The sequence below is a fragment of the Tabrizicola sp. genome, assembly GCF_031377265.1.
GTDB lineage: Bacteria > Pseudomonadota > Alphaproteobacteria > Rhodobacterales > Rhodobacteraceae > JAUYQR01.
Map to the genome: position 1 here is coordinate 1 of NZ_JANMET010000199.1, position 21,953 is coordinate 21,953.

General features: G+C 65.5%; 9 protein-coding genes and 5 pseudogenes. 11 read left to right on the forward strand and 3 right to left on the reverse strand.

Features of this window, described 5'->3' with window-relative positions; all coding sequences use genetic code 11:
• Window positions 1–1,630 (reverse strand): FAD-dependent oxidoreductase (locus tag RMO18_RS11435; RefSeq protein ID WP_309666039.1); only part of this gene is annotated, 1,630 nt, incomplete at its 3' end.
• 466 nt (window positions 1,631–2,096) lie between these two features.
• On the opposite strand from RMO18_RS11435, the pseudogene RMO18_RS11440 reads away from it, so the two are divergent.
• The 7 genes and pseudogenes from RMO18_RS11440 to RMO18_RS11470 form a co-directional block, all read left to right on the forward strand.
• Window positions 2,097–2,384: pseudogene (locus tag RMO18_RS11440) on the forward strand (transposase); the annotation flags it as partial.
• Between the two features lie 765 nt (window positions 2,385–3,149).
• Window positions 3,150–3,785, forward strand: a pseudogene (locus tag RMO18_RS11445) (transposase); the annotation flags it as partial.
• A 463-nt stretch (window positions 3,786–4,248) separates the two neighbouring features.
• The gene (locus RMO18_RS11450; RefSeq protein ID WP_309666041.1) at window positions 4,249–7,179 is read left to right on the forward strand and encodes a DUF6603 domain-containing protein; all 2,931 of its coding nucleotides are present in this window, start codon (window positions 4,249–4,251) and stop codon (window positions 7,177–7,179) included.
• Window positions 7,179–10,610 carry a hypothetical protein gene (locus RMO18_RS11455; protein ID WP_309666042.1) on the forward strand — a complete coding sequence of 1,144 codons (3,432 nt, stop codon included), beginning with the start codon at window positions 7,179–7,181 and terminating at the stop codon, window positions 10,608–10,610. Before RMO18_RS11450 ends, RMO18_RS11455 begins: the two co-directional genes overlap by 1 nt.
• A gap of 18 nt (window positions 10,611–10,628) precedes the next feature.
• Entirely contained in the window at window positions 10,629–15,224 is a 4,596-nt protein-coding gene (locus tag RMO18_RS11460) for a hypothetical protein (RefSeq protein ID WP_309666044.1), read from the forward strand.
• Entirely contained in the window at window positions 15,225–16,934 is a 1,710-nt protein-coding gene (locus RMO18_RS11465; RefSeq protein ID WP_309666045.1) for a hypothetical protein, read from the forward strand.
• Between the two features lie 126 nt (window positions 16,935–17,060).
• Window positions 17,061–17,153 (forward strand): annotated as a pseudogene (locus RMO18_RS11470) (IS6 family transposase); the annotation flags it as partial.
• A 235-nt stretch (window positions 17,154–17,388) separates the two neighbouring features.
• Here RMO18_RS11470 and RMO18_RS11475 read toward each other — a convergent pair.
• Window positions 17,389–17,804, reverse strand: a pseudogene (locus tag RMO18_RS11475) (transposase); the annotation flags it as partial.
• 437 nt (window positions 17,805–18,241) lie between these two features.
• Here RMO18_RS11475 and RMO18_RS11480 point away from each other — a divergent pair.
• The gene (locus tag RMO18_RS11480; protein WP_309666046.1) at window positions 18,242–19,063 is read left to right on the forward strand and encodes a hypothetical protein; all 822 of its coding nucleotides are present in this window, start codon (window positions 18,242–18,244) and stop codon (window positions 19,061–19,063) included.
• 157 nt (window positions 19,064–19,220) lie between these two features.
• Here the strand turns inward: RMO18_RS11480 and ilvC are convergent, their stop codons facing one another.
• The gene (ilvC, locus tag RMO18_RS11485; protein ID WP_309666048.1) at window positions 19,221–20,243 is read right to left on the reverse strand and encodes a ketol-acid reductoisomerase; all 1,023 of its coding nucleotides are present in this window, start codon (window positions 20,241–20,243) and stop codon (window positions 19,221–19,223) included.
• A gap of 130 nt (window positions 20,244–20,373) precedes the next feature.
• Between ilvC and RMO18_RS11490 the strand changes: the two genes are divergently transcribed.
• From RMO18_RS11490 to RMO18_RS11500, 3 genes and pseudogenes are all read left to right on the forward strand, one after another.
• Window positions 20,374–20,832 carry an Lrp/AsnC family transcriptional regulator gene (locus tag RMO18_RS11490; RefSeq protein ID WP_309666050.1) on the forward strand — a complete coding sequence of 153 codons (459 nt, stop codon included), beginning with the start codon at window positions 20,374–20,376 and terminating at the stop codon, window positions 20,830–20,832.
• Window positions 20,829–21,287, forward strand: coding sequence for an Lrp/AsnC family transcriptional regulator (locus RMO18_RS11495; protein WP_309666052.1), 459 nt, complete (start codon window positions 20,829–20,831; stop codon window positions 21,285–21,287). Before RMO18_RS11490 ends, RMO18_RS11495 begins: the two co-directional genes overlap by 4 nt.
• 64 nt (window positions 21,288–21,351) lie before the next feature.
• Window positions 21,352–21,953 (forward strand): annotated as a pseudogene (locus RMO18_RS11500) (mandelate racemase/muconate lactonizing enzyme family protein); the annotation flags it as partial.

A 21,953-nucleotide genomic window follows, 5' to 3' on the forward strand; every position in this document is an offset into this window, starting at 1 on the left:
CGCCGGTCCGCGTGATCGTCAGGTCCGAGATGATGCCGCCTTGATGGTTCAGCCACTGGGTATAGACGTTGTGGCCAACCGGCACGGAGACGGAGTTGGCACTGACCCGGTTCAGCACGGTTTCGGCATCGCGGCCCTGCACCAGAACCTTGCCCATGAAGCTTTTGTCGAAAAGGCCCACGGCGTTGCGCGTGGCATGGTGTTCGCGGGCGGCCAGCGCGTGCCAGGGCTGGCGGGCGTGGGTGTATTCGACCTTTGGCGGCGGGGCGTCGGGGGAAAACCAGTTCGGCATCTCCCAGCCCGAAAGCTCGACGAAATAGGCGCCAAGGGCGGCGTAGCGGTCATGCAGCGCCAGCCTGCGCAAACCCCGGGAGGTTGTGTGCTTGAAATGCGGCAGGGGCGCGAAGGTGAAGGTATAGCCCAGCGATTTCGGGATGCGCGCGCCAAGATAGGCGCGGGTGGCGTGGTGCGGACGCATCCGGGCAATATCCAGACCGGTCACATCCTGACCGCACGCCCCGGTCGTGATCAGATCGGCCATGATCTGCCCCACGCCGCCCGCCGACAGGATCCCCAGCGAGTTGAGGCCAGTGGCGAGGTATAGCCCGTCCACCTCGGGGCTTTCGCCCATCAGATACGACCCATCCGGGGTAAAGCTTTCCGGCCCGCAGAAGAAGGTCTTGATCCCGGCCCCGTTCATCACCGGATAGCGGGTGAAAGCATGTTCCAGAAACGGCGTCATCCGGTCCCAGTCGGGCGGCAGGGTGGAAAAACTGGCGTCCTCGGGGATGCGGTTCAGGTTCCAGGTCGCCCCTTCGGGTTCAAAGAGACCGAAGAGAAGCCCGCCGCCTTCTTCGCGGACGTAAGTGTAGGTGTCGGGGTCCTCTACCACCGGCATGTCGGGGGTGACGCCGGCAAGGGGCTCGGTCAGCAGATAGTAATGCTCGGCTGCCTGCAGCGGCACCGGCACCCCCAGCTTTGCCCCCAGTTGCCGCGACCACATGCCTGCGGCCAGTACCACCTTGTCGGTGCGGATGTCGCCAAAGGGCGTGCGCACGCCAGTGACGCGCGTGCCTTCGGTCAGGACGTCGGTGACCGGCGTGCCTTCATGGATGCGTGCGCCCCGCGCCCGTGCCCCTGCCGCCAGCGCCATAGTCACGTCGACCGGGTTCACCCGGCCATCCGTGGGCGTGTAGAAGCCTGACAGGATCCCCTTCGTCTCGATTAATGGGAACAGGTCCTTGATCTCGGCTGGCGAGATCTCGAACCGCTCCACCCCTTGCGTGCGTACGAAGTTCGCGTCGCGCTTCATCACCTCGCGCCGGGTGGCATCGCAGGCCAGATGAATATGTCCACATTGCCGGAACCCGGTCGAAAGCCCGGTCTCAGCCGTCAGATCAAGGTAAAGCTGCCGCGTGTACTGTTGGATCCAGATCAGCGTGTCTGACGACATGCCAGCCGAGGCGATCAATCCCGCCGCGTGCCAGGTGGTGCCCGAGGTCAACTTGTCCCGCTCCAGCACCACCACGTCGCGCAGGCCAAGACGACCAAGGTGATAAGCAATCGAGACGCCGATGACCCCACCGCCGATGATGACGACCGGGGCGTGGGCGGGAAGGGTCTGGGTCATGGATCTGCCCTAAGCCGAGGAGAGTGTAAGTGTGGTACCGGAACGGCGGGCCTTCGGGCCGCGCTGGTCGCGGCTGTCCGAGGCCCCGCGGCTGATCAAAGGGCAGGATTGACAGCCGATCCACCCTGCTGTTGCCAGCCTTCTCATTAGCTCGCCAATCCCACGCCCGATGTTGCCTTCGACCAACCGTTCCGATGGGGTGCCCTGGGCTGCACCGCTTCGGAGTACGTTGAACAATCGTTCAATCAAATCACCATTTTCTTGCCTGAGTCAAGAAGGTCCCGTCACCGCCCTGTTGCATTGGTCCTGTGGAGAATTCTTCCATTGAAGTCAGCCTACATGTGCAGACCCGCCCCGTCACAAAACCGGAAACCAGCCAGCCCTGTAACGAAGCACTCAATCGCCATGGGTTGTTGGATGCTGTCCCTGAGCCGGGCGTAAGTTCTTGGCGAGGTGGTAACCGGCGATGTTCCTGAGGGATCTGGTGGCTGACACCAGCCTCGGCCGGAGATTTCACCGACGATGCCCCGACGTTGAGCCGCTGCGCGACCGGATTGGCTTTTCCACCGAGTGCTTGATCAAACCGGAGGTCGGCGCCGCGACGGGCACTGGCTTTGGCGAGAAGGGCGCGACGCGGCGGGCGCAGCGCAACGGCTATCGCGACCGGCACTGGGAAACGCGGGCCATGACCGTCCAGCGGCGCATCCCCAAGCTGCGGAACGGCAGCTGCTTTCAGGGTTTTCTTGACCCTCGGCCGTCATCGAGGTCGCGATTTTTGCAGGCACCGGGTGGCCTGCGGCGCACGTGCTACGGCTTGCCGGGTTTTTTCCCCTTCGGCCTTGCCGGCCTGACACTGGCGCAGATCGGTTTGCTGGTCACTGCCCTCGGCCCAGCCAGGGCGACGAGCCCTTTCCGCCTACACGTGTCGTCAGAACGTCGCAACTGGGCCAGCGCCGGACACTGTCGCGGACGAGTTCGCGGGCCTGTCACCCGCCGTCTTGGGGTTCCGTGTGCTCGCTGGGTCGGCCTCGACCTCGTCCGCCAACTCTGCCCCGCTCCGTGCAAACCCGGGCGCCGCTGTGGCATCCGGACCCGACAGCATTACCTCTCGCTCTGCTGCCTTGCGCAGATGCGCTACAAGTATTCGTCTTAGGCTGGCATCCAGCGCCTCGGTCGGCAACCGCTAACCAAATGGATCGGTGCCGCTGGCAATCAGCCGATGGGAGACATAGCAGGCAAAGCGCCGGCCATGGCGCTGCGTATGAGTGGGGTCAGCAGATCACCAGCCGGGTCGCGCATTTTGCCGGTCATTGGGAGGGACTCAATCGGGCAAACACTGCGACCGCTCGGGCGGATGCTTGCAGCCTTTAGTATTGCCTGCACCCTTACCCAGGCGTTGTCAGAGCAAGTTCCTCGAGGTCGGCGTCTGGGCCGTTTGGCCGTTTGGGAGGCCCAAGCCGAGACCTGTTCGCTGCTCCGGAACCAGCCTCGAAATCACGCGTCAGGAGTGAAGCTGTAGGTCCGTTACCTGCTGTCACTTCGCTATGTCGAAGACCTGCTGCACGAGCGAATTATCGACGTCAGCCATGAGGCGGTCGACTTTGGTGGAACCGGTTTGGCCCGATGTTCGCTTCGGAAATCCGCCGCAAGCGGGTCAAGCGGATGCAATGCCTGTCGCACCGGCGGTGGCACCTTGACGAGGTCATAGTCAAGATCAACGGAATGAACCACACGCCTTTGACGTGCCCTTGATCACTAGGGTGAAGTCTTGGAAGATGTTGTAATCAAGAAGCGAGATCGCAAGGCTGCACTGAAATTCCTCAGGAAAACAATGAAACGCCACAACCACCCACATGCCCCTGGCACCGACAAACTCCGGTCCTGCGGTGCGGCGGTGACGGACCTTGGCCAGCCTGACGATCACGAAACCGGTCGCTGGCTCAACCATTGCGTTGAGAACTCGCACCAACCGTTTCGCCGACGGAAACGTGCCGCGCTCCGCTTTGGTCAGATGCAATCGCTGCAGAAATTCGTCGCAGTCTGTTTCTCAGTCCACAACCACCTGAACGCGGAGTGCGCCCTTACAAGCCTGGACAGTTTCAAGGCCAGCCGCGCCGCCGCTCTCGCCGAGTGGCGTCACCTCTGCGCCGTCTGACGCCGATCGGGTTTAGGAAACAAGAATTCGGTTCGCGTGCGTCTGACACAACCGCTTTCAAGGCTTAACTGCTTGCGCGCCTGATTGGGACCGGAACGCAGACTTCATCAGGGCAAGCGTCAAAAGCACCGCGCCAACAGGCCAGAAAAATGTCCATAACCGGCGATAACCACTGCCAGCCAACAGAGCCGTTGCAAAAACGGAGCCATCCACAAATGCTAGCACTGGCCAGAGGGCTGGTGCGGGAGATTACCGGAGAAGGCAGGTTCCGGATGTCGCACCGCAGGTGACGTCTCGGTCCTCCAACCGGGTGCAAGCAGCTGCCAATTTGGATGGCGCCGCGCTCCACAACAACACGCGGGGAGAGAATCGTTTACGTAACGACAACTTCAGGTTATCAAAAATCAGATGTTTGTACTGTTAGGTTACCCCTGACCATCTCGCAATTTCAGCAGGTGACAGTATGGCAGACGATGTTTTCACAGCTTTCGGGCGGGGATTCGTTGCTTTTGCGCATACGAAGGCCGCTGATCTGGTCGGCGACAGCTTCAAGGACACGGGTAGCCTGATCACGTCGCTGGCCGACGGCAAGACCGGCATCACCAAGACCGCGTTCGACACGCTGAAGGCCGATGTCCAGGCGCTTGGCGCCATCGGCACGGCGATCAAGAACGCCATCGACAAGGAGATCACCGACGGCAAGGCCGCTGTGCAGGAGATGGCGGCGGAACTCGGTGCCGACCCGTTCCAGGCTGATGAACTGGCCCGCGCGCTGACGGCGCTCGGCAAGCTGCTGGTCGCTTATGACAACGCCATCACCAAGATCGCCGACGAAGTGTCGAAGAACGCCGGCGGGGACATGACGGCCGAAAAGATCAAGGCCGACATCAACGGCATGAACGCACCGATCAAGAAGCTGCTGAACAATGCCGGCGGCGCGGTCACGGCAAACTTCGACAAGTTGGCGAAGCTGGTGCTGAACCTGGACGGGGCGTCGGACAAGCTGGGCGATGTGCTGGTGTGGAACTATTCCGAGAAACGCCTGCACGTCGAGCTTGCCTCGGTCAGCGCTTCTCAGAAGGGGCCGATCGGATTCGACGGTGGGTCGCTCTTGGCCTTCTTCACCTACAAGACCGAATTCAAAGCGGGGCTCGAGGTCAAGACCAAGCTGAAATCCGGGCTGCGCAGCGACAAGTTCCTGGAAAAGATCATACCCGGCCAGACGGCCACAGCGGATGTCGACGAGGTAGCCATAACGCTCGACACCAAGGACGGGCTGACCTTCGGGTCGGGCAAGGACAAGCGGTTGATCCTGCCCGCGCGCTTTTCCTGGCCGGGCGTGGAGCTGCGCGAGTTCGCGATCGAGCAACCGGCGCTGGACAACGTCGAAAACCGCAACCGGGTGAACGTGGTGTTCACCGTTGCCGGAAAGCTGGGTGAGGTCTTTGCTTGCGTGGTCGAGGGCGGCGGCGTGTCGATCCGCTGGGTCGATGGTGCCGACCCGGAGGTGACATTCAAGATTCCCACGGGCGCGGGGATGCGGATCAAGACCTCGGTCATCACGGGCGGCGGCTATCTGCGCTATGACGAGGTGAAGAAGGAATACGGCGGTGTCTTCCAGCTCGAAGTGATGAAGCTTGGGGTCTACGCGGCGGCGCTTCTGGGCACCGATCCCTTCAGCCTGGTCATCGTGATCGGCGTTCGTTTCTCACCAAAGATCGAGCTGGGGTTCGGATTCACGCTGTCAGGCCTCGGCGGGATCTTGGCGATCGAGCGATCGCTTGACAGTGCGGCGCTACGCGATGGGTTGAAGAGCGGGATTGTCGGACAGCTGCTGTTCCCCGAAGATCCGGTGGCCGCCGCGCCGCAGATCCTGAACCAGCTGAGCGCCGTCTTCCCGCAGCGCGCGGGCGGCTTCGTCATCGGCCCGATCGCCGAGCTTGGCTGGGGGTCGCAGGCGGGGTTTGTTAAGGCGCGGCTCGGCATCGTGCTGTCCTTGCCTGACCCCAAGTTGGTGATCCTGGGCAACGTCCAGATCGGTGTGCCCTCGGCCGATGTTGAGGAAAAGCTGCGGGTCGTGGACCTGCGGGCGGAGATCATGGGCGAGATAACGCCCGACTACTTCTTCCTGAAGGTGTCGTTGCACAAGTCGAAGATCTTCAAGCTCGAGGTCACTGGCGACATCGCAATCTTCATCATGTGGGCGGGCGAGGGTGCCTTCGTGCTATCGGTTGGCGGGTTCTTCCCCGGCTACGAGGCGCCCAAGCAGATCGGGGCAATGGATCGGGTGGGGATCAAGTTCGCCCCACCGGTGGATTGGCTGTCGATTTCGGTTACGGCCTACATCGCCATCACCTCGAACACCGTGCAGTTCGGCGGGCGGGTGGAGCTTCGGGCGAAAGTCGGACCGGCAAAGGCCGAGGCCTGGCTGCAGCTTGACGCCATGTTCCAGTGGGCGCCGCATTTCTACTTTGTCATCCGCATCGACGCTGGCATCAAGGTTTCGGCCTTCGACGTGACGCTAGCCGGGGTGTCGTTCAAGGGCGAATTGTCGGGCGACAAGCCCTGGAAGATCGAGGGCAAGGCCGAGGTCACGATCCTGTTCTGGGATATCCCGGTCGATATCGGCCCGATCACCTGGGGCGAGAAAACGCCGCTGCCCGCGCCGGAGGTCAACCCGATCGGCATGGCTGCCAAAGCGCTGCGCGCCGACGAGGCTTGGATGCCGGTGCTGCCTGCCGATGCAATGGGGCTGGTACGGCTGGCCCCTGCCGACGAGGTGCCGCTCTACCACCCGCTCGGCCGGATCGAACTCCGGCAGATCACTGTGCCACTAGAAACTGCAATTGACCGGGTGGGATCAAGCCGCGTCAGTGTGCCGCGCATCAACCTGGCTGATCCGCAACTCGGCGGGACGGCGGCGGGCGCGGTCTGGCCGCTGGCTGACCGCTTCTCGCCTGGCCATTTCCTGACGCTCGACGATCACGAGGTACTCGCCCGGCCGGAGTTCGAAGAGCACTCCTCTGGCCTAGGGATGGGTGCGGCGAAGGGGGCGACCTTCCCGACGGCGACGCATGCCGGATACGGCTGGAACACGGTCTACCCGAACCAGAGCTTCGCACCGACCTTCGGCAAGTGGGATCTTGCTGCGGTGTCATCGAAGATTTTCGCCGGCAGCGCCAAGATGCGTGCAGCGAAGGCCAACCCTTATGCCAACCCCGGGCCACGTCCCGAGGTGCTGGCGGTGCGTCCAAAAGGCGAGGTGTCGTTGGTTGCCGCCGATACCCTGATCACTGCCGCCGCCGCGATGCCCGCATCGACCGCCCGCCGGGTGATCGCCGAGGCAGCCGAGGCCGGCCAATCCCTTGCCACGTTATCCGCGGGGTTTGCATGATGTCCGACAGTCTGAAGCTGAGCGCCGGTGCTGCCTTCGTCGCGCGCTATGCCGAACTTGCCGCAGTGCCCTTCGTACCCGAGAACACCCATCTGGGCGATTACGTTTTCGTCCCGCATGTGAGGAACGGCCTGTCGGCGGCGATCGCTACGCAGCCCGCGGGCAACCGCGTGACCATCCGCGCCGAGGTTGCCGTGGCCGACAGCGCCAACCCCGCCGTGCGCGAGGCGGTGGTGCGGGATCTGACGCTGTTCGGACCCGGAGATGTGACCGGTCTCGATCCTGCGGCGATCATCCGGCGCGAGCCGGCGGCGCGTACAACCGATGCCGAGGACGGTTATCTGGCGCATGTCGAGTTCGGCCGACCCGACCTTCCCTGGCTGTTCTCGCCGCAGCCGCCAGCGGGAACAGACCTGCAGCCCTGGATCGTGCTGATCGTCTGCGAGGCGGCGGTTTCGCATCTGGAACCCTCGCGGGGCGAGTTGCCGGGGCAGATCTGGACTAAGAAGGGGCAGCTCCAGTCACTGGCCGACGCGCACCGTTATGCCCATGCGCAGGTGGTTGGGGCGGCGCTGAATGGTGGTGCGCCGCTCTTGCGCGGGCCGGCGGAGGGGTCGGTCGAGACCCGGCTGTCGGATGACCATGCGCCAGCCAACCTGTCGCGGCTTCTGTGCCCGCGGCGGCTGGATGACGCGGTGGAGTACATCGCGGCGGTGGTGCCGGCATTCGACTGTGGCGCGCGCGCTGGGCTTGGCATGCCGGGCGGGACGCTGGCACCGGCCTGGACGCGCGGTGGCAACGACACCGAGGACGACATCGCCCTGCCGGTCTACGACGCCTGGACCTTCCGCACCGCAAAGGGAGGCGACTTCCGCGCGCTGGCCAAGCGGATCCAGCCCATTGGCGCGCCTTGGGCGGTGGGGCGGCGGTTCATCGACCTGTCGAAGCCCGGCAGCGGCGTGCCGGAGTTGGCGGTCGAGCAGGCGGGGTCGATCCAGGTGCTGGAATGCGCGCTGTTCTCTCCCGCGATGGGAGGCCCCGCCGCGCCCGCCCCTTGGCCGGTGTTGCAGCGCGAAGCGGTGCGGCTACGCGTCGATGCGGCGAATGCCGACCAGCCGGACTTGCCGCGCGTTGGCGCGCGGCTTTACGCGCGCTATCAGCGCGCAGCCACGCGGATAGGCGAGGTCTTCGGTGCGGCGCCCTTTGCAGGCGGCACGGCGGCGGCGGACGCCGACTGGTTCACGGCGCTGAACACCGACCCGAAACACCGGATCGTCGCGGGCCTTGGCGCGCGGGTGGTGCAGAAGGATCAGGAACCGCTGATGCAGGCCGCTTGGGCGCAGGTCGACGGCATCCGCAAGGCCAACCAGATCATCGCCTGGGCGATGCTGGCGGAACGGGTGAACCTGTCGCTTGATCGTCGGCATCTGGAGCCGCTCGACCCTGGGCGGCTGTTGCAGGTCACGCGCAACATCCACACCCGCATCCGCGATGGTGGCCAGCCACGCAGCGTGGCGGCCGCGGTGACCTTCAGCCGCACCGCAGACGCGACCCTGGGCGCCGCGTTCCGCCGGGCGCTGCGCGCCGGTGGGCCGCTGGTACGGCGGCAGGGTCTGGCGGCGGACGTGCAGGGGCAGATGGTGGCGAACCGGGCGGGGTTCCGCGACCATCGCATCGCCTACCGCAACCCCGACGGGATTGACGCTGTGTCGGACACCGGGATGATGTTCCTGACACCCGAGGTGCTGGGGCGGGTTATGGGTGTGGCCCCCGACCGGGCGCAGGCCACCTTCGCAAGGCGGATGAAGGCGCTTGTGACCACTGGCCCGGCGGTCCGCGTGCTGCACAGCGTGGCCTGGGAGAAACCGGTGTCCGAACGCCCCGGCGCCGCGATCGGGCGGCACATCCTCAGCCAGATGAAAGAGCGTATCCCGGTGGCCGGCGGCCCGCAGATCGACGCGGGCGCCACGATGCTGGGGCAGGTGCTGACGGGGCTTGCAAATGCCGGCGGCGAATTGTCCGCGCCGGCGAAGGCGGCGTTTGGCGATGTGCTGCGGGTGTTGCCAGTGCAGGACCTGGGTCTGATGATCCGCCCGCGCGACAGCGGCCTTCGCCCGCTGGACGGTGGGGCCTTGCGACCGCTGGACGGCGGCCTGCGGCCTTTCGGCGGGCGTGCGCCGCTGCAGCCGTTCGATGGCGGCGTGGCCTTGCGGCCGCTGGGTCTGCGCAACCGCAGTGGCCGGCTCATCGGGCCAACGATCACCGACGTGCCCTTGGTCGACCCGGGCACGGTGCGTGAGGTGCCCCCGCTCGTCCGCTTCGAATCCGGCCTGTCGCGCGACCTGACGACGGCGATCCGGGCGCTCGACGCGCTGGGGCCTGACAGCTTTGCCCGACAGGCCCGGGCGATCATCACCGAGATCCGCCTACCGCCGAAACCCGACACCGACCTTGGCCCGCTGACGGTGACGAGACCGGGCGTGCTGGCGCAGATCGCGCCGCGGATGACTGCTCGGCTCGCGCTGAAGGGCCGCATCACCGGCCGCCCGAGTTTCTACGACCCATCGTGGTTTGACTCCGGCCTGCGCCCTATCATGGCGGCGCCTGTCTTCAAGCGCGCGATGTACGAAGCGCTGGCCGATTATGACCGCGACTGGCTGGTGCCCGGCCTTGGCCAGATCGCGGAACGGGATTTCGTGACGCTTCTGTCGATCAACCCAGCCTTTGCCGAGGCATTCCTGGTCGGCGCATCGGACGAGATGGGGCGCGAGCTTTTGTGGCGCGACTATCCGACCGACCAGCGCGGCACCTACTTCAAGCGGTTCTGGGACGCCGATGAGGACGAGTTGACACAGCCGATTCACCTGTTTGGCCGCCAGCCGGTCGGGCGACACTTCGCCATAGGCGGCGATGCCGCGGCTGGGGCGGGGGCGCTGGCGCTGGTGATCCGGGGCGAGCTTCTGCGCCGGTTTCCCGATACGGCGGTCTTCGCCATGCGGGCGACCGGCCCGGCGGTCAGCGCGCCCCCGACTTTCATCGCCGGGTCCGAGGCGCGGATTCTGTTCTCCGCACAGCTGCCGCCCGACATCACCATCGTCGGCTTCGACCTGACAGTTGCGCGCGTGATGGGGCCCGAGAATTGGTGGTTCGTGCTGGCGCAGAATCCGACCGCGCCGCGCTTTGGCCTGGCCACCGACCCCTCGGCGGCGACCGACCATGGCAACCTCGACTGGGCCGACTTCGGCACCATTCCGCCGGGGGGCTTCCTGACGACGACCCGCAGCCTGACAATTACCGACCCCGACAGCCGCCCGACATCCGTGCAGTGGCCCGGCCATGCCGGAGTGACTGCACGGACGCTGCTTGTCAGCCCGATCCGCGCCGCCTTTCGCGGGGCGGACCTGATCCAGAAGCTGTCTTCCCCCACCTGACACACGGGATGCCATGCCATGCCGCCGATCGACCTGAACGCGTTGAAAGCCAAGCAGACCGAAGCCGCCCGCGCGCGCCTGGCGCTTGACCGGCACGAAGAAAAGCTGACCGGCCTGCTGGCCGAACGCCGCGATGCCGAGGCAGCTCTGCAGGCGGCGGGGCGGGCCGGCAATGCGGCCGCGGCCCGCCGCGCGGTGGCGGCAGCTGAGCGGCTGGGTCTGGCGGTTGAGCAGGCGCGCCGCATCCGGGCCGACCTGATCGGCGCGCTCGATGTCTCGATCCTCGGCACCATCGACCTCGGCTTTGACGCACCCGGCGACGTGCCGATGCTTCTGCTGCCGGTGCGGCTGGAAACGCGGTTTGGCAAGGATGCCGCCGGCGCCCCGGTGCTGCGTATCCGTATCCATCCCGACGACATCCACATCGACCTTACCGACCCCGGCGTGACAGCCGAAGAAGCAGCGGCGGCGCGGGCATACTGGTCGGTGCTGTTCGCCGCCACGGATGACAGCGGCATGGCGGATGGCTGGGCCACATTTGTGGCGACCGTCGGCAAGCGCCGCGCGCGGCTGGTGTCGCGCGCCCTGCGGCCCTTGAACGCCGGCGCCCGTGGCACCGGCGCAGCGCCCGACTTTCCCGAAGTGGCGCCGCCGGCCCATCGCGCCTCGCGCCCGCGCCTGCTGCCCGACGTGTTCCGCGTCATGGCCCGGCAGGGCAGGCAGGAGTTGACGGCGACCGGGAACCGCGTCGCCCAGGACCTGCGCATCGGCCTTCTGGCCGATGACGGGTCGCAGCTGATCGACCGCGACGGGTTGAAGGTGCTGGCTGGGACGGAGTGGCTGTTCGACTATGCCGCGGCTGAGGCCGCGGGGATGGCGATCACCCTGCCGCTCGCCAGTGCGAACACGCCAATCGAACGAGTGTTCGTCTATGGCGTGACCGGCACCCGCCGCCCGCAGGACACGGCGGCAGAGTTTGCAGCGCTGCTGGCCGCCCATGACGGCGGGCCGGGCCTTGCTTTCGTGCCGCAGGGCACGCCCACCAACAACACCGAGGCCGCGAGTTCGGATTGGCGGCGCTGGATGGACCCGCCGCCCTTGCCTTTGACCCCGGTTGGCACCCCTGCCGATGCGAACGGCAGCGTGACGGCAGCAGCCCTTGGCCTGGGTGCCGCGGGCGGCGTGCTGGACGAGGTCCCCGGTGCGGCCCTGCGCGAGCAGGGCGCGGCAGCGGCGATGAATGCGGCGCTTTGGCCCGCGACCTGGGGTTATTTCTTGGGAACGCTCGACCAGGACGAAAAGGCGCTCGACACGCCGCTGGTGGAGGGGCTGCGGCAGTTCCATCAATCGCATGTGCGCGGGCGCGGACGGCTGCCGGTGCTGCGGGTTGGCGACCAGCCATATGGCCTTCTGCCATTCGCGGGGTTCCAGCGCGCGGCACCTGCGGGCGGGGACCGAACCGAGCGCGGCCTCGACACCTTCCTGCGCCGCGCCTTGCCCAACTGGCTGAACGCTGTGGGCGACCTGCCGCGCATAGGACCGAACGGCAGTGCCGAGACGGTGCTGAAGATCTTCGGCAGTGCACCGCTATCCTGGGGCGTCCGGGCGCGGAAATGTCTGTCACGCGATCTGCTGATCAAGGTGCAGGCGGCGACCGACGAGGCAAAGCCCGCTGCCGAAGTCGAGGCGCTGCTGACCCAACTTTTGGCGGAATCGCTCGGCGGCTTTTCCTACGTCTACGGGGCAGGGTCGCTTGATACTGCGTCGCTGCCGGTGATGCTGCCCTATGCCGACCCGTCGCGAGATGCGGTCTTTATGCAGGCACTGCTCGACGGCAGGGCAGGGGGTGCGATATCTTCGGTTTTCCAAGCGCTGGTGGGGCTTGGCTGGGCCAGGCTTCAGGCCGAGGCCAAGCCGCCGCCCCGCGCCGCCGAGGCACTGCGGGCGACCGCGCGGATCGACCCGGTGCTAACCGAACGGGTGATCGGCACCGTCACCGGCCCCGACACGATGGCAGCTGCCGACTACGCCGGGATACTGGCGCAGATGACCGCCGCCGGCGACGGCCTGCCACAGGTGCGGGGCATGGGCGTTCTGCCGATGGGCGCGGCACGGGACTGGGCCGAGGTCACGCTGCAGGCCACCTCGATCGCTGAGCGCGACTTCTGGGGGCATCATCTGGGTGGGTTGCTTGTCGGTGCGAAGCAACGGCTGGCGGCGATGCGCGAAGGGTTGCAGACGCTGGTCGCGCTGTCGGCCTCGCCAGAGGGGGGCGATCTGTCGATGCTTGTGGCCGAGGCGCTGGACACCGCAAGTCACCGGCTGGATGCCTGGGCCTGCGGGCTGTCCTCGGCCCGGCTTGACCGGATGCGCGCAACTGCGGGCGAGGGGCTGACGGTCGGCGCCTACGGCTGGCTGTTCGACCTGCGCCCTGCACCGCGGGCCAAGCCCGAGGGCGGTTTTGTCGCCGCGCCGTCGCTAGAGCTTGCGACGACGGCGGGGTTGCTGCGGTCGGCCTATCTGGCGCACAACCCCGCCGACGGCAGCGGCGGGGCTTTCGCCATAGACCTATCAAGCGGCCGGGTGCGGCGGGCGCTGGCGCTGGTCGAAGGGGTGGCCAACGGCCAGACGCTGGGGGCGCTGCTCGGCTATGACTTCGAGCGGCGTTTGCATGAGGGGTTGTGCGACCGGTTCGTCATGTCCTTCCGCGGCATCGCGCCCCTAGCGGCGGCCTCTGGCGCGCCGGTCACTGACGCCGAGGCGCAGGCCCTGGCAGGCGTGAACGTGACCGATATGTTGCGACTGATGGACCTTTGGGGCCACCAGGGGGAGGGGGCGGCCGGTATCTTCACCCGGTTGGCTGTGCCGCCCAAGGGGAACGAATACCTCGACCCGGAGGTCATCTGGAAGGCACCGACGCCCGCCGAGCGCAAAGTGATCGAGGCCGCGATGGCCGCTGGGATGGCTGATGCGGATGCGGTGGCGGACCTCTTGATGGCGGAATCGGTGCATCAGCTGGCCAGCGGCAACCTCGCCCGTGCTGCAGCGGCGCTGGATGCCGGGGGCAAGGGCGAGGCACCGCCGCCCGCCGCGCCCGACGTGATCCAGTCCGGCGGCCCGGGCACGATCATCACCCACCGTGTCATAGCGCTCTGCCCGCCTGGCGGGGGCTGGGGCGCGCCGACGCCGCGGACCGAGGCCAATCCGGCCGTCGAGGCCTGGGCGGCGGCGCGGTTGCCAGATCCGGGCAAGGTCGTGCTTGGCGAGAAGGCGGGTGGCGGCAAGGCAACGCTGGCCGACGCGCGGATCGGGGCGGCTGACTTTGCCGCTCTTGCGCGGCACGGGCCGACGCTCGACCGGTTGATCCGCGCCCGCGCGCCGCTCGCCAACCCCGAGGCGCCGCTGGTGGCAGCGGGGGTAGGGATAATCGGGGCGGGCGAGATGGCGTTTGAAGAGGCGACGTTGACCGCCCTTGCGTTGCAAGAGGTGCTGGACGGGGCCGAGCCGCTTGGTCCGTTGCAGATCGGCCTGCCCGAGGCACAGGGCTGGGCGCCCGTTGCGGGGGCGGTGGCGGCTGCACTGGCGCGGCTGGCCACCGCAGCGGGGATGCTGCAGGCTCGGCTTCAGACTTTGCAAGGCCTGCTGACGGGACAGGCCGTAGCGCGGGCCGACCTGACGGCAGCGCTGGTCGACTTGGCCGAGTTCGGCATCGTCATGCCGAACCTGCGCGAGGCACAGGCGGCCGACCTGGCCGTGCTGGCGCTGAACGAGGGGGCAGAGCGGCTGGCCCGCGCCATGGCCGCGCAAGCCGCGCCCGCGCTGACGGCGGCCACGGTCGCCACGGTCGCCACGGCCCTGTTCGGCGAGGGCACGCCCGTGCCGCTAGCGCAGGTATTTGCCGCTGGGGTCCCCGGAGAGGTAACGGGCGACCGCGCCGTTACTCCGCCTTCGCCCGGGGCGGCGGAGCGGTATCTGGCCGATTTCGGCACCGTGCGGCCGGCAATCGGGCGGATGCAACGGATGAACCTTCTGTCAGGCATCTTCGGGCGCGGGCCGCAACTGGTAGTGCGGCAACTGGTGGGCCTGGGCGAGGACCCGCCCGATGTCTGGATCGGCGAGGGGATCTCGGGCGACCGCCGATCCCCCACAGCGCCCGTCGTGTCGCTGTTGGCCGACGCGCCGGCGGGCTTTGATCTGACCCAGCCCGTGACCGGTCTGCTGATCGATGACTGGACCGAGACGACGGCACAGCGCCAACCGATGGGGAAGGGGGGGCCCGTCGTGAGCCGCACCACGGCGGGCGTCGCCATCCACGCCGACGCGCCGGGCGCCGAGCCGCCGCAGAGCCTGATCCTCGCGCTGTCGCCCGACGGCAATCGCTGGACGGAAGAACGGATGCGTGACCTTCTGACCGACATGATCGAGATGGCGCAGGCGCGCCTCGTCACACTCGAAACCCTGCCGCTCGCCGCGCGGGTGCTGCCGGCGATCTACACGCAAAGCTGGTCGCTGCAGGGGACGCCGGCGATCGACTGGTCGAAACTACTTGGCGACAAGGCGGCGCTGGCCGTGACCGAAGGCATCAAGTCCTTCACCATGCTACGGGAGGGCTGAATGGCTCCGAAATTCATGGCCGAGACGGCGCTGGTCGACATCGCCCTTAAAGACAACCTACTGTACACCGTGCTGGCCAAGCCACCGGCCTGGACACGGTTGGAGCCACAGTCTGTTTCGGGCGACCCGGCGCCCGGCATAGCGGCGCGGCTGCACGATCCCCTGTGGTTAATCGGGCGGCAATGGCAGATGGGTGAATTCCGCGGCGAGGACTGCGGCACGCCCGTGTCGGTGCGCCTGCGTGCAACGACCCAGGGACTGACAGCACTGCGTCCGGGCGGGCCGGACAAGGGGCATGCGCCGGTCGCGCTGGACCCCGATGCCGTGTTCGAGCCGGCGATCGAGGCCGAACCCTGGGCCGCCCCCACCCTGCGCGACCGGGCCGAGGCAGCACAGGCGCTGGTCGCGGCGCTGGCCCCGCTCGGTTGGGGGGGCGAGGCGGTGCTGCTGGCCGAATGCCCGTTTGACCTCGCCGCACCCGACCTGGCGGCGCAGGCACCGGATGCGGCGTGGGTGATGATCGCACACCATCTGCCCGATGCGGAGGCTGCGGCCCTGGCGCTGGAGGGCGGCGCGCCCGGCTGGTTGGCGGGTGAGGCCGTCGATGTGATCGACGCCGCGGCAGCTTGGCTGGAGTGGTACCGCCGCAATGTCTCGCTCCGCACCCATGCCGCCGACAGCTGGCATGCCAAACGGCTGGAGTATCGCTTTGGCCTGCAGTCGGGCACCGGGCCGAAGGCCCGGCGGCTCGAGGCGCCGTGTCATCTGGGGGGGCCGGTGGAGTGGTATTCGGTTGACCTTGCCGAAGGGGCGGGCCTCGGGCTGGCCGCGCCAGCGTCGATGACCGAGCACCGCGCGCATGTCCATGCCACCGGCCTGCGCTATGCCGGGATGCCGGCCAACCGGATGTGGCAGTTCGAGGACGGGCAGGTTAACTTCGGCGTCACCGACGTACAGCCGAACGACCTCGCCCGGCTGGTCTTTCTGGAATACGCGACGATCTATGGCAACGACTGGCTGGTTGCCCCCATCGACCTGCCGCGCGGCGTGCTCGCCCGGGTCGAGGAAGTCAGCTATACCACCACCTTCGGCGAGACATTCACGGTTGATCCTGCCGCCGACGCGGCGCGGCGTGGCCGGTTCCGGCTGTACGCGACCGATGCACCAGGCGGGACCGAGCCCTGCTTCGTCATCCCCCCAAACAGCCGCGCCGCGATCGAGGCGGCACCACGCGAGGAGGTAGTCTTCGCCCGCGACGAGACGGCGAACGTAGTCTGGGCGATTGAGCGCAGCGTCGAGGGGGCCGATGGGCTTGCCCGAGATCGCGCCAGCGCCGCAGCGCCGGTCTTCCCGGTGGCCCGGCCTGGCCCGGGGGCGGATCTGGCCTGGACGCTCGAATCCCTGCCGCCGGACTACTGGATTCCGATGGTGCCGGTGCCGAATGGCGGCGGCGGCGGCTTTTTCCTGCGCAAGGGCAGTTTCGACGGCACCGACAGCGCCCGTGGCCGGGTGTTGGCGCCGGTGCCGTTCGACCTGTTCGACGAGGAGGTCCCGCGGGAGGGCGTGCGGCTGGCCCGCGTGCCGTCTGTGCTGCGCGACGAGCGCGGTCGTTTGAACCGCTGGATCGCCCGCCGAGTTTTCGCAGCTTGGGGCGAGGGACGCTCGCGGTTGGCCTATGACGTGACCTCAGGCCCGTCCGACGATATCTAGGGCGGCAACGGCAGGTCCGCGGGCTCTGCCTGTGGAAACCGGCGTGAGCTGGGCAGGGCGTCCACGTAGCCTTAGGTCGTGACCTGACGCTCCCCGTCATTTCGCTAGTTCAAAGCCTCGCCTGAAATCATCCGCGTTGCCGAAACGTTGTCGGTCAGATTTCCTCTGTCGTTGTGCAACGTTGAAGACCTTCTGCACGAGCGCGGTATCGAGATCAGCCACGGTTCGACACCAGTCCCGTTTCCTCCGCCAAGCTTCCTCAGAATTTGACATGTCAATTCTTACTGTGGCCGCAACGTCTATCGAACTTGAGATAGCCTGCGGTTTTCAGTTTTGCCCAACTGGGCGGGCGGGCAACTGGGCCCGGCGCCACACTGGTCGGGTTGCGCCGGTGCGGGGTGAAGGTTTGGGCTAACTCATCTTGGGTTTCCCAACCAAGGCGCGAAGTGGGGCCGTCTTGCCGAACCACCTCATCCCTCACGGTCATCCGGCAACAGCCAATCGCCCGGCCCGCCCGTCGCTCGCTTATCCCGTGGGTTTCCAGAAAATGAGCGACCGCTTGCTGCTTTGCGGTGGGCGCGACCAGTTTCTTCCGAGCAGATTCTTCAGGGCGGCTTTGCCCAGCATGGCATCGGCGAGCAGCAGTTTCAGCCGAGTGTTCTCGTCTTCCAGCCCCTTCAGCTGCTTCACCTCGCCGACATCCTTCCCGCCATACTTGGCTTTCCAGCCGTAAACGGCTGCATCGCTGACATCGTGCTTGCCGCACAAGTTGACTGCGGAGCTTGCGGCACAAGTCGGCCACGGAAATTCCGGTCTCATCTTTCTCGGAATGCCGATCATCTGATCTTCGGTGAACCTGCTACGCTTCACCTCTCTGGCCCTTGCGGTTGGGCCAGAATCCACCTGAAACTGGATTGGGCGTAGGGGGTAACGTCTGCCAGCACTGATGAGCGCGGTCCTTTCACCCGGTCGTCATCCTTGACCCTCGCCCGTTTCCGTCACTCCGCCACCGTCTTCAGGTTGCTGACAAGTTCCCGCCTCAGTTGCGAAAGCGAAGCCCGCGACCGCCGTTTTGCGGCGCTGGCAGCGGGCGTGGTCATGACGCTGCCGTGACGATCTTTTCCCATAGTGCTTCCTTCCATTCCGTCGAAAGTATCGCACCAGCAAGGCATGGGATCAAAAAGCTAGCGAAGGCGCCGGGCAGCATTAGAAAAAATGTATGGTACTGTTTCGCGGGTCCGGAAATCCGTTCTCGCCAGCGGGCCTGATCAGGGGCAGAAGGATGGCGATGCAAGCAGGAGAACGACATGCCCAAGCTGATGATAGCGCTGTTGCTCATGGTGCCGGGCTTGGCGTTGGCCGATGCTGATCGGATGACGGTGAATGGTCATTCTGTCGAGATCAATGATGGCACCCAAGGCGGCAAGATGCTGTTTGTCGACGGGCAAGTCATGCACGCAAACGGCCTTATCCTGCTGGACGCGGCGCTCCTTGAGGTCGCTGGCGTTCCGGTGGTGACCGGAATTTCCGGGGCTGGCGGCAATGTCTGCAATGCGGCTCCGTTCGTTGTGGTGCTGCCTGATGGTGCCGCGCCGGAATTCTATGGCCCCATCGACAGCTGCGCCAACCTGCAGATTGTTGACGTGCAGCCAGAGGCCATCGTTTTCGCCTCTGAGCCGGTACCATCGCAGCCGGGGGAGGTTTGGGTCTGGAACCGCATAACGGGAATGACAGAGGCTTTGCCAGAAGAGTTCGCACCAACTGAAGGTGCGGGCTGGGACCAGTTGAGCGATCTGGCAGAGGCCCATCCGGCGGATGCGATGGCGCTGGAACCGGTCTATCAGGCGCTGGTGAGCGGGCTTGGCGCTGATTATCCAATCTATGCCGAGCGGATTTCCGGGCTTGGTTCGGGCGACCTTACTGCCGAAGGCTATCTGGGCGAAGCTTGCGAGAAGTATACCTGCGAGGCGGATTTCGCGGTGCTTTACCTGCACAAGGCGACACGACAGGTGTTCGCGATCTGGCACGTCTCCGGCGAGATCGAGAACCGGATCTATCCCGAGGACACCTCTCTGTGGCCACCAGAAGCGATGGTCGTGCTGCGCGAAAAGGCTGCTGCGGGGGACTGAGCGCAGCGGAGCCGCCTTCGGGTGGATGCAACCCAAATAGGCATCATCCGATGTATACTATTCGGATGTGCCATTTGCGGCGCTGGATGACCAAAACAAACGGGCCGGAGGTGTGTCCCCCGGCCCGAAAACTTTGCTCAGCGCACTGGCCGCGTTGTCAATTGCGCGCGCGGTCCACCATCTTGCCCTTGGAAATCCAGGGCATCATGGCGCGCAGCTTTTCACCGACCTTTTCGATCTGGTGTTCGTCGTTGATCCGGCGGGTGGCCTTGAAGAATGGTTGGCCGACGGCGTTTTCCTGCATGAAGTCGCGCACGAATTTGCCGGTCTGGATGTCGGTCAGGACCTCTTTCATCCGGGCCTTGGTTTCGGCGTAAGGCAGGATGCGCGGGCCCGAGACGTATTCGCCATATTCTGCGGTGTTCGAGATCGAGTAGTTCATGTTGGCGATGCCGCCTTCATAGATCAGGTCGACGATCAGCTTCACCTCGTGCAGGCATTCGAAATAGGCCATCTCCGGCTCGTAGCCCGCTTCGACCAGCGTCTCAAAGCCCATGCGGATCAGTTCGACCAATCCGCCGCAAAGCACGGCCTGTTCGCCGAAGAGGTCGGTTTCGCATTCCTGACGGAAGTTCGTCTCGATGATGCCCGAACGACCGCCGCCGATGGCGGAGCAGTAGGACAGACCGATTTCCATCGCTTTGCCGGTCGCGTCATTGTGGACGGCCACAAGGCAGGGCACGCCGCCGCCCTTGACATACTCGCCGCGCACGGTGTGGCCGGGGCCCTTGGGGGCCATCATGATGATGTCGACGCCCTTTTTGGGTTCGATCAGACCGAAATGGATGTTCAGGCCATGGGCGAATGCAATGGCCGACCCTTCGCGGATATTGTCGTGGACGTATTTCTTGTAGGTCTCGGCCTGCAGCTCATCCGGCATGGTGAACATGATCAGGTCAGCCCATTTGGCAGCCTCGGCGATGTCCATGACCTTGAGGCCCTCGGCTTCGCATTTCTTGGCCGAAGCGGAGCCGGCACGCAGCGCCACGACGACGTTCTTGGCGCCTGAATCGCGCAGGTTCAGTGCATGGGCGTGGCCTTGCGAGCCGTAGCCGAGGATGGCGACCTTCTTGTCCTTGATCAGGTTGATGTCGCAGTCACGGTCATAATACACGCGCATGGGCGGGTTTCCTTTGCTTAATGGATGGTCGGACTATAGTGGCTTTTGGCTGTTGATCTCTGCGAAGTTAAACAGATTTATGCCAGTTCAGACTATTTCATTCGTCAATACTACAATGTATGCAGAAATCATGCAGCCCGATCAGATCGACCGCCGAATTCTGCGCCAGCTTTTGGCCGAGCCTGAAATGGCCGTCAAGGCATTGTCTGATCACGTCGGTGTGACGGCGGCAACTTGCGCGCGGCGGTTGGAGAAGCTGCGTGAGGCGGGGATTTTGCAAGCGCAGACGGCGCGGATTGATTGGCGGCGCTTGGGATATGAGGTGGAGGTATCGCTGCGATTCACGCTGGATAAGACTGATCCGCGGGCGTTTGATCAGTTTCTGGATGCGGCGCGGGACGTGCCGGAAGTGATTGCGATTGAGACGTTTCTAGGCCGGGTGGATGTGCGTTTGAACCTGGTTGCGCGCGATATGGCGCATTATGCCGAAATTTACCGCAGCCGCATTCTGACCTTGCCGCATATTGCCGATATCGAGGCGTTGATGCTGATTGCGACCATCAAGGATGGCGAGGGATTGCCGCTGTGATTGATCTTGATGACACGGACCGCGCGATTTTGCGGGCTTTGGTGGCGGATGCCGGGGTTAGTGCGGGGGAATTGGGGCGGCGGCTGGGGCTTAGTCAGCCAGCGGCGTGGCGGCGGGTGCAGCGGTTGACGGATGCGGGCATTCTGGCGGGGCAGCGGGTGACGGTGGACCGTGCAGCGTTGGGGTTTGGAGTGACGGTGTTTTTGGGGGTAAAGCTGGCCACCAAGGGCCGTGTGTCGCTGGAGGATTTTGAGCGCGCCGTTGTGGCGATACCGGAAGTGCAAGTGGTGCAGCATGTGTTGGGGCTGTTTGACTACCGGCTGCGGGTCGTGGCCCGCGATATTGCGGACTTCGAGCGGGTTTTGCGGCGGCGGATCATGACCCTGCCGGGGGTGGGGCAAGTAGAGGCTAATGTGCTGTTGACCGAAGAACGTCGCCCCGGACCCTTGGGCTAGCCGCAAACAGGCCAGCGATAGGCCGCTGCGCGGTCTATTTTTCGAGTGAATCGGGAGGCTGTGCATGAAGATCGTAAAGCTGGAAACTTTCGGCAACGCGTTCGTGTGCTTTGTGCGCGCAACTGTTGAGACGGGTGATCAAGGTTGGGGGCAACTGTCCACTTACAACGCCGACATCACGGAGACGGTGTTTCATCGGCAGATCGCGCCGCATGCGCTGGGCACTGATGCGCTCGATTTCGCCGATACACTGCAACTGATCCAGGAACGCGAGCACAAGTTTCCCGGCAGCTATCTGCGCCGGGCGATGACCGGTCTGGACACAGCACTTTGGGATCTGCGGGGCAAGCTGGAAGGCAAGCCGGTGGTTTCGCTGTTGGGAGGCACACCAGGACCGCTGCGCGCCTATGCCAGTTCGATGAAGCGCGATATCACCCCCGAGGATGAAGCGGCGCGGTTCATGCGACTGCGAGACGAGAAGGGCTTTACCGCGTTCAAGTGGCGCGTGGGGGCGGAATGTGGGCGCGACAGGGATGAATGGCCGGGGCGCACGGAAGCGGTTATTCCCATTGTAGCCAAAGCCTTGGGAAGCGAAGTTGAGAAACTGGTTGATGGCAATTCCTGTTTTTCGCCAGCGCGCGCCATCGCCGTGGGGCGGCTGCTGGA

What these genes read in the sequence shown, in the direction of transcription:
- RMO18_RS11455 (WP_309666042.1), top strand. Translation starts at nt 7,179, where the DNA reads ATGTCCGACAGTCTGAAGCTGAGCGCCGGTGCTGCCTTCGTCGCGCGC.
- RMO18_RS11490 (WP_309666050.1), top strand. Translation starts at nt 20,374, where the DNA reads ATGCAGCCCGATCAGATCGACCGCCGAATTCTGCGCCAGCTTTTGGCC.
- RMO18_RS11465 (WP_309666045.1), top strand. Translation starts at nt 15,225, where the DNA reads ATGGCTCCGAAATTCATGGCCGAGACGGCGCTGGTCGACATCGCCCTT.
- RMO18_RS11480 (WP_309666046.1), top strand. Translation starts at nt 18,242, where the DNA reads ATGCCCAAGCTGATGATAGCGCTGTTGCTCATGGTGCCGGGCTTGGCG.
- RMO18_RS11460 (WP_309666044.1), top strand. Translation starts at nt 10,629, where the DNA reads ATGCCGCCGATCGACCTGAACGCGTTGAAAGCCAAGCAGACCGAAGCC.
- ilvC (WP_309666048.1), bottom strand. Translation starts at nt 20,243, where the DNA reads ATGCGCGTGTATTATGACCGTGACTGCGACATCAACCTGATCAAGGAC.
- RMO18_RS11450 (WP_309666041.1), top strand. Translation starts at nt 4,249, where the DNA reads ATGGCAGACGATGTTTTCACAGCTTTCGGGCGGGGATTCGTTGCTTTT.